Source organism: Syntrophales bacterium (assembly GCA_023229765.1).
In the GTDB taxonomy this organism is placed as follows: Bacteria; Desulfobacterota; Syntrophia; order Syntrophales; family UBA5619; genus DYTH01.
Map to the genome: position 1 here is coordinate 16,582 of JALNYO010000023.1, position 14,511 is coordinate 31,092.

13 protein-coding genes are annotated in these 14,511 nt (G+C 52.8%); 1 reads left to right on the plus strand and 12 read right to left on the minus strand.

Annotation, left to right across the window (positions count from 1 at the left end; translation table 11 throughout):
• Positions 1 to 78: 78 nt before the first annotated feature.
• The 12 genes from M0P74_12000 to M0P74_12055 all read right to left on the minus strand — a co-directional run bounded on the left by M0P74_12000 (position 79) and on the right by M0P74_12055 (position 12,610).
• Positions 79 to 1,464 carry a sigma-54 dependent transcriptional regulator gene (locus tag M0P74_12000; protein MCK9364304.1) on the minus strand — a complete coding sequence of 462 codons (1,386 nt, stop codon included), beginning with the start codon at positions 1,462 to 1,464 and terminating at the stop codon, positions 79 to 81.
• On the minus strand, positions 1,461 to 3,242 hold the full coding sequence (locus tag M0P74_12005; GenBank protein MCK9364305.1) for an ATP-binding protein: 1,782 nt from the start codon (positions 3,240 to 3,242) through the stop codon (positions 1,461 to 1,463). The genes M0P74_12000 and M0P74_12005 overlap by 4 nt, the downstream gene beginning before the upstream one ends.
• Positions 3,243 to 3,308: 66 nt before the next feature.
• Positions 3,309 to 4,061: a serine O-acetyltransferase gene (gene cysE, locus M0P74_12010; GenBank protein ID MCK9364306.1), complete on the minus strand. Its 753-nt coding sequence runs from the start codon at positions 4,059 to 4,061 to the stop codon at positions 3,309 to 3,311.
• Entirely contained in the window at positions 4,055 to 4,702 is a 648-nt protein-coding gene (metW, locus tag M0P74_12015; protein ID MCK9364307.1) for a methionine biosynthesis protein MetW, read from the minus strand. Before metW ends, cysE begins: the two co-directional genes overlap by 7 nt.
• Positions 4,692 to 5,843 (minus strand): homoserine O-acetyltransferase, encoded by a 1,152-nt coding sequence (locus M0P74_12020; GenBank protein ID MCK9364308.1) that lies wholly within the window; start codon positions 5,841 to 5,843, stop codon positions 4,692 to 4,694. Before M0P74_12020 ends, metW begins: the two co-directional genes overlap by 11 nt.
• Before the next feature lie 61 nt (positions 5,844 to 5,904).
• Positions 5,905 to 6,825 (minus strand): cysteine synthase A, encoded by a 921-nt coding sequence (gene cysK, locus M0P74_12025; GenBank protein MCK9364309.1) that lies wholly within the window; start codon positions 6,823 to 6,825, stop codon positions 5,905 to 5,907.
• A 22-nt stretch (positions 6,826 to 6,847) separates the two neighbouring features.
• Positions 6,848 to 8,146 carry an O-acetylhomoserine aminocarboxypropyltransferase/cysteine synthase gene (locus M0P74_12030; GenBank protein ID MCK9364310.1) on the minus strand — a complete coding sequence of 433 codons (1,299 nt, stop codon included), beginning with the start codon at positions 8,144 to 8,146 and terminating at the stop codon, positions 6,848 to 6,850.
• Between the two features lie 58 nt (positions 8,147 to 8,204).
• Positions 8,205 to 8,975 (minus strand): formate dehydrogenase accessory sulfurtransferase FdhD, encoded by a 771-nt coding sequence (gene fdhD, locus M0P74_12035; GenBank protein ID MCK9364311.1) that lies wholly within the window; start codon positions 8,973 to 8,975, stop codon positions 8,205 to 8,207.
• A gap of 4 nt (positions 8,976 to 8,979) precedes the next feature.
• On the minus strand, positions 8,980 to 9,885 hold the full coding sequence (gene nadA, locus M0P74_12040; GenBank protein ID MCK9364312.1) for a quinolinate synthase NadA: 906 nt from the start codon (positions 9,883 to 9,885) through the stop codon (positions 8,980 to 8,982).
• The gene (mnmA, locus tag M0P74_12045) at positions 9,872 to 10,948 is read right to left on the minus strand and encodes a tRNA 2-thiouridine(34) synthase MnmA (GenBank protein ID MCK9364313.1); all 1,077 of its coding nucleotides are present in this window, start codon (positions 10,946 to 10,948) and stop codon (positions 9,872 to 9,874) included. Before mnmA ends, nadA begins: the two co-directional genes overlap by 14 nt.
• Positions 10,945 to 12,123 carry a cysteine desulfurase NifS gene (gene nifS / locus M0P74_12050; GenBank protein ID MCK9364314.1) on the minus strand — a complete coding sequence of 393 codons (1,179 nt, stop codon included), beginning with the start codon at positions 12,121 to 12,123 and terminating at the stop codon, positions 10,945 to 10,947. The genes mnmA and nifS overlap by 4 nt, the downstream gene beginning before the upstream one ends.
• Before the next feature lie 46 nt (positions 12,124 to 12,169).
• Positions 12,170 to 12,610 (minus strand): Rrf2 family transcriptional regulator, encoded by a 441-nt coding sequence (locus M0P74_12055; protein ID MCK9364315.1) that lies wholly within the window; start codon positions 12,608 to 12,610, stop codon positions 12,170 to 12,172.
• 276 nt (positions 12,611 to 12,886) lie between these two features.
• Between M0P74_12055 and M0P74_12060 the strand changes: the two genes are divergently transcribed.
• Complete coding sequence (locus tag M0P74_12060) at positions 12,887 to 14,416, plus strand: NapC/NirT family cytochrome c (GenBank protein ID MCK9364316.1); 1,530 nt, start codon at positions 12,887 to 12,889, stop codon at positions 14,414 to 14,416.
• Positions 14,417 to 14,511: the final 95 nt, after the last annotated feature.

Consider the following 14,511-nt stretch of genomic DNA (forward strand, 5'->3'; position numbering starts at 1 on the left):
CGTCCCTCAACGCCCGTGAAAAACACGAACTCCGGCTGTATGCCTTATCACAGCCAGCCAATGACGACAACAGTTACTTCAGGCCTCGTCGCCGCTAAGATGATTATTTAGCCCATACTCCTTTAATTTGTTCTGCAGTGTGCGGCGGTTGATGCCGAGACTTTTTGCCGCCCGCGTGCGGTTGCCGCCCATATCTGCCAGCGTCTTGATGATCAGGGCCTTTTCCATCTCGGAGATGGAGAATCCGGAGGAGATATCGAGAAACTCCTTCCCTTCTGCCGGAGAAAGCATTTGAATAACGAGGGGGAAATCGGCAGGGATAATCGCCGCTTCCCGCGCCATGATTACGGCCCGTTCGATGCAGTTCTCCAGTTCCCGGATGTTTCCCGGCCAATCGTAACGCACGAGTAAATCCATTGCCTTACCCGCAATGCCCTTGAGAGCCTTTCCACTTTTAGAACAATAGAGAGACAAAAAATGTTCCGCCAGCGGAGGGATGTCCTCTTTCCGTTCGCGAAGCGGGGGCAGCATAATTGGGACAACATTCAGTCGATAATAGAGGTCTTCCCGGAAACGGCCGCTCTTGACCTCCGCTTCCAGCTCCCGGTTCGTGGCGGCGATTACGCGGATATCCACCTTGACGGTGCGGTTGCTACCCAGCGGCTGAAATTCCTTTTCCTGCAATACGCGCAGGAGTTTGGTCTGCACGGCTGTGCTCATCTCCCCGATCTCATCGAGAAAAATCGTGCCGTCATCGGCTAGTTGAAACCGGCCCTCGCGCCGCGCCATAGCACCGGTAAAGGCGCCCTTCTCATGTCCAAATAGTTCACTCTCCAGCAGTGTTTCAGGAAGGGCGGCACAGGAAACCTTGATAAACGCCTGCCCGGCCCGGAGGCTGTTGTGATGAATGGCGTTGGCCACGACTTCCTTGCCAGTTCCACTCTCACCCATTATCAGCACAGTTGCATCGGAGGGTGCCACGAGCGACAGCGTATCGACGAGACCTCTCATTTTCGCGCTCCGGGCAATGATCCGGGAAAAATCGAAACGATCCCCCAGGCGCTCCTTGAGCATGATGTTCTCCTCACGCAGGTGATAGTGCTCCAACGCCTTTCCAATCAGAATCTTCAGTTCATCGATGTCGAGAGGCTTCATCAGATAGTCGAAGGCCCCTGCTTTCAGCGCTTCCACGGCTGTTTTTACCGAAGCGTAGGCGGTCATGATCAGTACTGGCACATGGGGAGAAATCTTGCGAATCTCGGCAAGCGCCTCAATGCCGTCCATGGCCGTCATCCGGATGTCAAGCAGGATCACGTCGAAGGCCTCTTTTGCCACTGCCGCCACTGCCTCCGTGCCATCGGAGGCCTCTGTCACTGCATACCCATCCTCCCTAAGGACCGCGCGCAGCATCATCCGATGACTTGCCTCGTCATCCACAATAAGAATCATGGGTTTATCTTTCATGCCTGCTCCCCTCCTCTTTCGGCAAAGCGAAGATTGATGTTCATAAACGGCAGAATTATCCGGAACCGCGTCCCCTCTCCCGGCCGGCTTTCCACGCTGATGTCTCCGCCGTGGCCCTCAATAATCTGATGCACGACCGCCAATCCCAACCCCGTTCCCTTCCTCTTACTGCTGAAGAAAGGCTCGAAAACCTTTTCCAGGTCTTCCTCGGGGATGCCGTCCCCCGTGTCGGTTATAACTATCGCAACTGCATCGGGTGATTCCGTTCTCTGCAGCGAAAGCATGATCTTGCCTCCGCCTTTCATTGATTCCATGCTGTTCAAAACGATATTGATGAATACCTGAGATATCTGGTCTCTGTCCACGTGCACATCAGGCAGGTTCTCTTGATATTCCTTGAATATCGATATTTTACGCTCGGCCAAATCGGAGGCCAGCAGTTTCAATACATGATCGGCAATATCCTCCAGACGCTGCGGTTCCCGGTGGGGGACCTTCGGCCCGGCAAAGTCCAGGAGTTCCGTGATGACCCGATTGAGGCGGTCCACCTCCTTCACCATGACTATGGCATAACCCTCTTCCTCCTCCTGACCCTTGAATCGCTTCGCAAAGTACTGGGCAAACCCCTTGATCGAACTCAAAGGATTGCGAATCTCGTGGGCCACGCCGGCGGCCAATCGTCCCAGAGAGGCAAGGCGCTCGCTCCGGCGGACCTTCTCCTGAAGGTCGCGCAGCTCCGAAAGGTCTTTTATGAGCAAAACCCGCCCCTGCTCCTGACCCGCATCATCCTTGAGCGGCGCTACGCTGACGCTGATCGGGATTTTGACGTCCCGTTCCCGGCGGCGAATCTCCATCTGCTTTTCCTTTACAACCCTGCCGCTCGCGCCAGGAGCAAGCGGCTCTTCCCAAACGCCATCAAGGAAATCGGCGATATTCCGGCCCTCCATGGTTGCCGGTTCTACTCCGAGAATCTCTCCTGCCTGTCTATTGAAAGTGACGATTTTCCCATCCCGGTCGATGGACAGCAAGCCGTCGGCCATGCTTTCCAGGACATTTTCGGTGTAACTCTGCATCCTGATCAGCTTGTTGTCAACGAGATAGTAATTCTGAACTATAAAAACGAAATAAAGCGCCCCCGTTCCCAGTATAACGAGAATCGCCGCCATCAGGAGGTTATGATGACGGTCCTGCAGGCGGGCCGTTTCGGCTGTTGCCAACCGTAAACTCAGGAAGATCATCTTATCATTGGCTGATTTTCGCACTGTTCCTTTTGCCTCGACCGTCTGCGCATCACGCAACTGCACAACGGGATAGGGCCGAAACAACTGAATAACTTCAAAGACCCGCTCCCCCGGTGCAAACTGTCGGTAGCGTGTTACCATTCCCTGCTGCCGCAAGAGTATCTTGAGTGAGGAAGTCTCCGATAAATTACCGCCGCTGGAAATCGCCGCTGATTTTACGGAGGGGCTCACTGCCACTGCGACGCCCTCATGGTTGAAGATCGCGATGGAGGCAATCTCCGGTTCGCGGGCAACCTCTTTCACGAGTTTCTGGAGACGGCCGGCGCCGGCAGAAGAAGGGTCATCAGCCCGCACCCCGGCCTCAATGGCCCGGATGATGACCTGCGCTTCCCGGATGAGTGACTCTTCCATTCGCCCCCGTTCCCGGCTCATGTTCCGGTACGTGGAAATTGAGATAACGAAGAAGAGGATAATCACGGCAACGACAATGGTCCATGCGGGCAAGTATAGAGATTTATAGCGTTTACCTTTTTTCATTGGGCTACCGGAATGGGTAATTAAGGGTGCATTAAGGGATTTCATGGCACGCAGATAGTGTCAGGTCTATATCCCAGCCCCCCCGTCAAATTCATAAGTCTGTGAAAAAACGTCGAGAATTTCCCGTTTTTTCTGTTCCACATACTTATCCAGATCCACCTTGATGCCCTCGAGCTGCTCAACCGCTTCCAGCCTTTCTTCCATAGAATCTATCTGTTTCCCAAGAAATTTGAAGGCGTCGGCGATGGGATCGGGCAATTTATTGTGCCCCAGTTCAGTGAGTTCCCGGGCGGAAAAACCCATCCCGATCCGCGCCGGCACACCCACCGCAATGGCATTCGCGGGCACGTCCTTAACCACGAGGGATGCGGCCCCGATCCTCGTACCATCTCCAATATGGATGGGCCCCAAAACAATCGTACCAGCCCCGACAAGCACATGATTGCCTATGGTGGGATGGCGTTTTTCCTTCTTCAGGCTTACCCCGCCCAGCACTACCCCCTGGTAGAGCAGGACGTCGTCGCCGATATCGGTAGTCTCCCCGATCACTACTCCAGCGCCGTGATCAATGAAAAATCGCCTGCCGATCCTGGCCCCAGGGTGAATCTCGATGCCCGTAAGGAAACGGCCGAGATGCGATATGAAACGGGCCAAAAAATAAAACCGGTGATTCCAGAGAAAATGGGCGGCCCGGTGCATCCAGATCGCGTGCAGACCAGGATAGAAAAAAATAACCTCAAAGATATTTCTTGCCGCAGGGTCTTTCTTGAAGACGTTTTGCACGTCCTCCCAAATACCCTCTTTTATATTCTTTAGCATGGCTTAGCCTTTTTATTTTCAGCACCGCTGTCAGGAGTGAATTCTTCCTCCCCTGTCAGCACAAAGATCGCATTGAGGGCCAAAAGATTGGGCCAGAATCTGATCAGCTTATCACTCCCGAGGTAATAGGCCTTCAGGATGCGGAGGTTCTTCTCCTCGCAAAAATTCCTGAAATCATCAATGCTCAGGCAGCGCACGTTGGGAGTATCGTACCACAGATGGGGCAATGACTTCGTCATCGGGGCGATTCCCCGGAAGAAAAGCATGAACCGGGCAATGATATAGGCAAAATTGGGAAAACCGATGATGACCTTCCGCCCCACGCGCAGGGCCTCCCGGATGATGAAATCTATGTTCGTCACCTCCTGCATGCTCTGATTCAGGATAACGTAGTCGAACGACTGATCGGGGTACTCGACAAGTCCGCTTGTGATATCGCTGTTAAAGACGCTTAATCCTTTACGCACACACTGGTAAATGGCGGCATCATCCAGTTCTATCCCCTGCACCTTGGCACCCTTGTCCCGGGCCAGAAAATAGAGAAGATCGCCATTCCCGCACCCCAAATCGAGAACCCGGGCGCCGGGCGTCACGGCCTCATAGATGATTTTGTAGTCCAAACGAAGGGAGTCAGATGTCATAAGTTTTCACTACCTCGTAGCCTTGATATGTTTTATCCAGAAAATGTTGGACGAGATTTTGCTGCTCATCCATTTCCACAAGAAAGGCGTCATGCCCATACGTGGAGCGCAGTTCGCAATAGGTCGCATCCACGCGCCTTATCTTAAGCTCTCGCACAATCTCCTGCGACTGAACGGATGGATAAAGCCAGTCAGAGCGATACGAAATGATCAGGAAGCGGGGGTCCGCCTTTCGCCCTTCGGGAACAAGCCTCCCCCCGGAAAGATCGAAATAATCGATCGCTTTCGTAATGTAGAGATAGGAATTGGCGTCGAACCGTTTTACAAAACTGTCGCCTTTGTAATGCAAATAACCCTCTACCTCAAAATCCGCCCCGAACTTGAAATTGTAACTGGCGTTTTTCAGCCGGCGGGAAAACTTCGCCTCCATGGACTGAACGCTCATAAACGTAATATGACCGATCATCCGAGCCAAAGCCAACCCTTTTTCCGGCTGTCCGTATGCGTAGTAATTGCCATCACGCCAGGCCGGATCGGCCATTACCGACTGCCGCACCACCTCATTGAAGGCGATCTGCTGGGGTGAATGCTTGAGGGCGGTAGCAATGGGGATGGCCGAGCGAATCCGTTCGGGATACGAGGCCACCCACTGCAGCACCTGCATGCCGCCCATGGAGCCCCCCGCCACACACATAAGTTTTTCAATGCCCAGGTGATCAAGCAGATGACGCTGCGCCTCCACCATGTCGGCAATGGTAATGCTGGGGAAATCCAGGGCGTAAGGCGCGCCAGTCGCGGGATTTACAGACGATGGCCCGGTGCTTCCCTTGCATCCGCCGATTACGTTCGAGCAGATGATAAAATGTTTGTTCGTATCGAAGGCCTTACCCGGGCCAATCATGCCTTCCCACCAACCCGGGTCCTTTTCACCCTCAAGATAACCCGCCGCATGCGCATCCGCGGATAGCGCATGACAGACAAGAATGGCATTCGTTTTGTCGCCGTTCAGATCTCCGTAGGTCTCGTAGGCGATCGTTACGGGTCCGAGCTTTCCCCCTAATTCAAGGGACATCTCATTCGGCGGCTCGGCAAAGGTAAAATATTTTGTTTGTACCGGACCTACACTTTGTTTCTTTTTCATCTGAGCCACACCAATCTTTCGGTTAAATACCAGCGCAAAAATATTGTCTTTCTTTAAACCATCATTTGGAGAAAAGCCAAGTGGAGAGGTATCTTTCCCCCGTATCCGGAAGGAGCGCTACAATAGTTTTGTCAGCCGCTTCCGCGCGTTTGGCAACTTCCAGGGCGGCCCACAGGGCCGCTCCACTCGATATCCCGACCAGAATACCCTCCTCTTTTGCCAAACGCCTCGCTGCCTCGCCGCCGTCCTCATGGGAAACCAGCATGATCTCATCTATAACGCTGCGGTCCAGTACCCCCGGCACAAACCCGGCGCCGATACCCTGAATCTTGTGCGCCCCGGGCTTCCCCCCGGAAAGAACCGGCGAACCGGCCGGTTCAAGACCAATTATTTTAACAGCAGGCCTTTTTTCTTTTAAAAATTTACCCACTCCGGAGATGGTTCCGCCGGTGCCGATGCCGGAAATAAAATAGTCGATATTGCCCTCCGTGTCGGCCCAGATTTCCTCCGCCGTCGTTACCCTGTGCATCTCAGGATTGGCCGGGTTGTTGAACTGCTGGGGGATAAAGCTGTTTTTCATGGTTAGCGCCAGTTCATCGGCCTTTTCTATGGCCCCCTTCATTCCCTTCGCGCCCTCGGTGAGCACCAGCTCCGCGCCCAGGATGTGGAGAAGCTGTCGCCTCTCCACACTCATGGTGTCCGGCATGGTCAGGATAAGTCTGTATCCCCTGGCGGCACAGACGAAGGCCAGAGCGATCCCGGTATTGCCGCTCGTGGGTTCGATGATAACTGTCTCACTGTTAATTCTCTCCTGCTTCTCTGCGGCATCGATCATCGCCACGCCGATGCGGTCTTTGACGCTGGAAAGCGGATTAAATGATTCAAGCTTCACCAGCACCGTCGCCTTCATTCCCGCGGCAAGCTTGTTTATTTTGACGAGCGGCGTCCGTCCTATAGTCTTGGTAATATCTGAAAAAATCATCTTCTTGTTCCTCCTTGATCCGTTAAACGGCGGCTTTTTGCAGCGCCTGTGCGATATCGTCCTTGATGTCGTCAATGTGTTCGAGACCAATGGACAGACGGATAAAATCAGGCGTCACCCCGGTGGCTATCTGTTCTTCCGCCGTCAATTGCTGATGCGTGGTAGTCGCCGGATGGATGGCAAGCGACTTGGCATCCCCTATGTTTGCCAAATGCGATATCAAATGGAGCGCCTCGATAAATTTCTTGCCGACCGGCGCTCCTCCCTTGATTCCAAAGCCGATAATGGCGCCGCAGCCATGGGGAAGATACTTCTTCGCCCGTGTTTTTTCCGCACTCGAGTCCAGTCCGGGATAATTAACCCAGGCTGTCTGGGGATGCGTCTCCAGATAAGAGGCCACCGCCAACGCGTTTTCCGAATGGCGCGGCATCCTTAAATGCAGCGTCTCCAAACCTTGCAGGAAGAGAAACGCATTGAAGGGCGACATGGCCGGCCCCAGGTCCCGAAGCAGCCCTACCCGGGCCTTGACAATAAACGCGAGGTTTCCCAGCGGCGCCAGAGCCTTGACAAATTCAAGGCCATGATAGCTGGGATCGGGGTCGGTAATCGTCGGAAAGTCGCCCTGCGTCCAGTCGAACTTTCCCGAATCAACAATCAGACCGCCCAGTGATGTGCCATGCCCGCCAATGAATTTTGTGGCGGAATAGACGATGACATCAACGCCGAAATTAAAGGGCTGCAGCAGGTAGGGCGAAACGGTGTTGTCCAATATGAAAGGAATGCGGTTCTTGTGCGCCACGGCCGCCAAGCCTTCCAGCTCGGCAATGTCGAGCTTGGGGTTCCCAACGGATTCGGCATATATTGCCTTGGTCTTCGGGGTAATAGCCTTCTGAAAGGCATCCAGGTCGTTGGATTTAACGAATTTCACAGTAATGCCCATCCGCGCAAAGGTGTAATGGAAGAGATTGTACGTCCCGCCGTAGAGGTTATCGGCAGAGACGATCTCGTCGCCCGCACGCGCGATATTGAGCAGGGCAAGCGCGATCGCGGACTGTCCGCTGGCTACGGCCAGCGCCCCTACGCCTCCTTCCATTAAGGCGATCCGTTTTTCCAGTACATCGTTTGTGGGATTCATGAGCCGCGTATAGATATTCCCGAATTCCTTCAGGGCGAAAAGACTCGCCGCATGCTCGGTACTCTTGAACTGGTAAGACGTCGTTTGATAAATCGGCACAGCCCGGGAGCCGGTTGTCGGATCCGCTTCCTGTCCGCCATGCAGCGCCAGGGTTTCAACCTTCAATTTATTTTTTTCTTCAGCCACAGCATTCTCCTTCACAATAGCTTAAATATATAAGTGTTTTTAATTACGGATAAAATTATCAGCTCACCCGTTCTGCGCAACTATATAAATTGAGCCCGCCTCCCTTTGCCAAGGTTGCCATACCGAGTCCCACATCCCGGGCAATCTTGACCGCCTGATCGGTGGGAGCGCCGGAAGAAACCACCAGGGGGATTCGACAGCGCAGCATCTTGGAGGTGATCTCCGAAGAGATTCGCCCGCTCGTCAACAGCCACTTATCCTCAAAATTCAACCCCTGCGCAAGCGCCTCGCCTATAACCTTATCAACAGCATTGTGTCTCCCCAGATCATCGCGAAAAATAAGCATCTCACCCTCTCGGGAGGCCACGGCAGCGCTGTGCACGCCCCGCGTGGATTTATGTTCCTCCGAGAAATTCAGGAACATTTTCATAAGCTCAAAAACCCTTTTCCCCTCAATCACAAAATCGGAATCAAGCCTGTCCCGCTGCAGCACATCGAGGGGGTTGTGAAAGATAATGCCCTTCCCGCAGCCGGAGGTATAGACCCTTTTAAAAACGAACTCACCCGGCAATGTTTCCGGATCAATGCCGATGCTTGCCTTCCAGAGCTCTTTGTCAATGATCAGCGACTCGACCGCGGCGGCATCAGTTATTACGCCGGAGTTATAGAGAAAACCGATCACGAGATTTTCAAGATCCGTTGGCGAACACAGGAGCGTGGCCATTTCCTTGCCGTTCACCTCGAGCGTGAGCGGCGCCTCCTGCGTCACCCCGACTGCCCGTATCTCTCTTTCCTTCGTGCCAATGAATATAACCTCAAATTTTTCCATATCCTTACCTGTGGTTCAGCATTCGTTCGATACTCCCGAGCGCCCTTTCCCGCACCTCATAGGGTACAGTAACCTCGTGCGTCATCCCCTCCAGAGACCACAGCACCTTCTCCAGCGTGGTGCGTTTCATGTTCGGACAAACGGCAAGTTCCGAGGCGGGATAAAATTTCTTGCCGGGATTCTCCAGGCGCAGCCGGCGCAGAATGCCGACTTCTGTGCCGACAATGAATTCCTCCGCCGCCGCTTCGCGGGCATGCGCGCACATGCCGCCAGTGGAAAGCACCTGATCGGCCAAAGCAATCACGGAAGCAGAGCATTCCGGATGCACCATCACCACCGCCTCGGGATGGAGCTCTATCTGCTTCTCAAGAGCCTCCGGCAAAATGCGGGCATGCGTCGGGCAAAAACCCTTCCATGTGATAAACGCGCGCCCCAGTTGCGCAGAAACGTAATTGGCCAGATGCTTGTCGGGGACGAAGATGATCTCCTCGTCATCCCGGAAAGCTTCTCGCACCAGCGAGACGGCATTGGAGGAAGTGCAGGCCAGATCGCACTCGGCTTTTACCTCCGCAGTGGTATTCACATAACATAAAACCCTGGCTCCCGGATGCAGGGCCTTGAGAGCGCGGAGTTGTTCGGCGGTAATCATGTTCGCCATGGGACAGCCTGCCTTGGGATCGGGAATAAGCACCGTCTTTTGAGGTGAAAGGATCTTCGCCGTTTCCGCCATGAAGTAAACGCCGCAGAAGACGATCACGTCGGCATCCGTCTTTGAGGCCTGGATGCTTAAGCCGAGGGAATCACCCACATAATCGGCAATATCCTGCACCTCGTCTATCTGGTAGTTGTGCGCCAGGATTACCGCGTTTCGTTCCACCTTGAGTTTCTTTATCTTTTCAATTAATTCCATATAATACCTCCTCGATTACTCCTCCCGCCAGCACGCGGTCATCCTGATAACAGACCACGGCTTGACCAGGGGTTATTGACTCCTGTGCTTCTTCAAAGATCACTTTCAATTTGTCCTCATGCAAGAAAAGCGCACAGCGCGCCGCCTTTTTACGGTATCTGATCTTCGCCTCGGCCACAGGCGGCAGATGGCTGTCCCCGACCAGGATATTCAAATCACCGGCAATCAGGCCTTTTGCATACAGGTCATTTTTTTCTCCCACGACGACCCTGTTCGACTCCACATCCAGAGACACCACATACAACGGAGAGGAACTGCTGATCCCCAGCCCGCTTCTCTGTCCTATCGTATAAAAAGGGACGCCCCTGTGTTCTCCCAATTTTTTCCCTGCCAAATCCACAATTGCGCCCGGCTTGCTCATAAGTCCCTTTCCCTCAAAGAAGAAATGGTAATTCTTCTGCTTTACAAAACAGATGTCCTGGCTTTCGGCTTTTTCCGCTACTGGCAAATCGGCCTTGCGCGCCATCATGCGAACCTCGTCCTTGGTAAAGGGCGCCAGAGGGAACAGAATCGACGGCAGCGCCTCCGGAGCAATTGGGTAAAGAAAGTACGTTTGATCCTTCATTCTGTCCCGCGGCCTTTTCAAAAAATACGCTTCCCCTTCCCTGCCGATTTCCGCGTAATGCCCAGTAGCCAGAAAGTCGAATCCGGAAGAACGCGCCGTTGCCAGCAGCTTGCCGAATTTCAGATAACGGTTGCAATCGATGCAGGGATTCGGCGTCCTGCCCCGACTATATTCGGAGACAAACTTTCGGATGACCTTATCCTCCAGGTGCGCCGAATAATCCAGAACGTAATGAGGAATGCCAAGTCTGGCACATATCCCGCGGGCATCTTCAATGGCTGTGGACCCGCAGCACTTTGCCTTCTCGCTGTCGCCGCCGTCGGCTACGCCAAGGCACATGGTCATGCCCGTAACATCGTAACCGCCTTCCTTCAGCAATAAAGCCGCTACGGATGAATCCACTCCGCCGCTCATGGCTACGAGAACCTTCTTCATCATTTCCCCAGTTTTTCCTTTTTCCGGTAGCGCGGCGACAGGGAACGCAAATTCCTCACGATGCGGGGCAAAATCATGAGCACCGTGTCGATATCCTCCGCGGTTGTTGCCTTCCCCAGCGAAAACCTGAGAGAACCGTGAGGAAGCGATGGCAGAGGGCCGAGCGCCACAAGAACATGAGAAGCCGCAGAGCTCGCTGAAGAACAGGAGGAGCCACTGGAACAGGCGATCCCTTCGATATCGAGGTTCATGACCATCGCCTCCCCCTCAATGTAATTAATCGTGATATTTACATTATTGGGGAGCCGTTGCGTCGCATGGCCGTTCAGCTTTGTTTCGTCGATGTTATCGAGCACCCCCCTGATCAATTTGTCGCGCAGAGCGCCAATGACTATTGCCTCCTCCTGCAAGAGCTTCCCGGACAGTTCCGAAGCCTTGCCCATGCCCACGATACCCGGCACATTGTGCGTGGAGGAACGGCGTCCTTTTTCCTGCCCGCCCCCGCGGAGGAAAGGCTCAACTCTCGTTCCCTTCCTGATATAGATGATTCCCACCCCCTTTGGCCCGTACAGTTTGTGACCAGATGCGCTCAATAAATCCACGTTCAGTTCATTTACGTCAATGGGGATATGACCAAAGGTTTGCACCGCATCGGTGTGAAAATAGATATCATTTGCCCGGGCGATTTTTCCAATTTCGGCGAGGGGCTGTATCGTGCCCACCTCATTATTGGCGTGCATAATTGAAATCAGGATTGTTTTATTCGTGACGGCGTTTTTTACGGCATCTGGATCTACAGCGCCATACCTGTCCACCGGAAGGTAGGTAACCCGGCATCCTTGCTGTTCCAGGTCATGGCAAGTCTCCAGCACCGCATGATGCTCGATCACCGTGGTAATGATATGGTTGCCCTTCTCCTTCCGCGCCGCCACCGCGCCCTTCAGGGCAAAATTGTCGCTTTCCGTGCCGCCGCTGGTGAAGACTATCTCTCCAGCCTGAGCGCCGATCAGGGAAGCAACGGAAGCGCGCGCCGTCTCCACCGCTCTTTTCGCCTCCTGCCCAAAAGAATGCAGACTGGAGGGATTGCCGAAATGTTCCGTGAAATACGGAAGCATCGCCTTGACAACCGCGGGGTCTGCCGGCGTAGTCGCCGCATAATCTAGATATATCGATTTCATTGTGTTCTCACCTTTGGTTTCATTGCCTTATTTAATGCCGCCGCTATCATATGCGCGGAGAAAGTGAATCTTCAATTTTATCCATCTTCAGCCTTAGCAACTGCTCCAGATTAATGGAAGCAAGCACCTCCGATATCTTTTCTCCAAGCAACACCCAGACATCGCGGCTGGCGCAGATGGGCGAGCGGGCGCAGGCGGATTTATCCTTGACGCAATCCACAAGCGACGTACCTCCTTCCAGAACGTCAACAATTTCTTTAAGGGTGATCTGCGCAGGAGCCTTTGTCAGGGTATAACCGCCACGTGCCCCCCGACTCGAATTTAACAAACCAGTGTCCCGGAGCAATATCGCAATCTGACTTAAATATTTTTCCGACATGCCTTCTCCGCGGGCAATATCCTTCAAATAATAATATCCCTTGCCATAGTTGCGGGCAAGAACGAGCATCAACCTAACGCCGTAGCGAGACCTTGTGGAAATTCTCATAACCCTCCCTTAAAATCTATATGCTACCATTTTGGTGGCAATTAACTCAGAAGAAGCAGTCTTGTCAAGGAAAAATAATTATAAGGAAATATTTCTTGACAAGCGACAACACTCCCTATATATATCGCGGCGTTAAATGCAATGTCCTGCAACCATACGTTAAAAGAGGGTTATTTTTATTACTAGGCGAAAGAAACTTCTTGCAGCTTTTTTATGGTTGTAGTGCAAACATTCTAAGTTGTGAAAAAGCCTGTGTAAGATAAACAAGGAGGAAAAATGTCTGAAAAACGGAAAGAAATACTCGGGTATTTCTTCAATATAGTCAGCCTGATTGGTATGATTCTGGCCGTGGTGGCTACCAGCCTGATCATTGTTATGCTGTCCATGGAAATAATTACCGGCGTGGAAAGCCCCTATTTGGGCGTACTCGTTTACTTTATCTTCCCCGCAATGCTGATTATAGGGTTGCTTCTTGTACCCATTGGCGCTTTCCGCCTAAGGCAACAGCATCGACAGGCGAAACCTGACACGATCACTCCCTACCCCGATATTGATTTGAACGACCGCCACAAGCGCCGGTTATTCGTCATTTTCATTTTCGGCACCGTGCTCTTTGTTCTCATCATTTCCATAGCCGCTCTCAAGGGCTATCATTTCACCGAGTCTGCCGAGTTTTGTGGAAAACTCTGCCACGCGGTAATGACGCCGGAATACAGCGCCTGGAGCACATCTCCCCATGCCCGGGTTCGTTGCGTGGATTGCCACATCGGACCGGGCGCAAAGTGGTATGTCAAGGCCAAAATTTCCGGATTGAAACAAATATATGCAGTACTGGCGCATACCTATTCTTCTCCTATAGAAACACCCGTCGCAAACCTCCGACCCGCGCGCGACATCTGCGAGCGCTGCCATTGGCCGGAAAAATTTTACTCAGGACGGCAAAGGATATTCTATCACTATGCTGCCGATGAAAAAAATACGCCTAGAGAAATCAATATGCTGATCAATATCGGCGGCACTCCCAAGACCCCGACCGCGGCGGGAATACACTGGCATATCAGCAGTGAAGTTTATTATTTTGCCAGGGACAATAAACGTCTTGACATCCCCTATGTCGCCGTCAAGGAGAAGAACGGCAGTCTAACCGAATACAGACAGGAGGATTCGCCTCTAACCAAGGAGGAGGAGCTCGCCAAAGGACAGAACCGTCTAATGGATTGCATTGATTGCCATAACCGTCCAACGCATATCTATCGTTCCCCCGGTCAGGAGATGGATGAAAACTTTGTCTCCAGCCATATCGACCCCTCACTGCCTTTCATTAAAAAAGTGTCGGTAGAGCTGCTAACAAAGCCTTACAAGACTAAAGATGAGGGAATGACAGCCATCGCCACCGGCATCGAAGAATACTACGCCAAGAATCACCCTAAACTGGCAGGTGAGAAAGCCGCTGCGATCAGACAAGCTGTTGAGCGCGTCCAGGATATTTATAACAGGAATTTCTTCCCGAATATGAAAGTGTCCTGGAATACATACCCCGATCATATCGGTCATTTCTACACGCCCGGTTGTTTCCGCTGTCACGATGGAAAGCACAAATCCGCCGAAGGCAAGGTAATTTCAAAAGATTGCGCCATCTGTCATACCGTTTTAGGGCAGAAACAGGAAAACATCCGACCGGGAACGAAGGTAAAAGAATTTATCCACCCGACGGATATCGGGGACAGTATGACAACAATGAATTGCAGCGACTGCCATTCTGCCGGCGGTGAAGACGTGCCCGGTGGCGGAGGCAAGGGCAAATAGCCCGGCGACAAAGGCTTTGTTCCTGATAAAATAACGAATAAAGTTTTACCGAAGCCGGCGGCGCTCATTATCTTTACCGGCATTGCATTACAAAC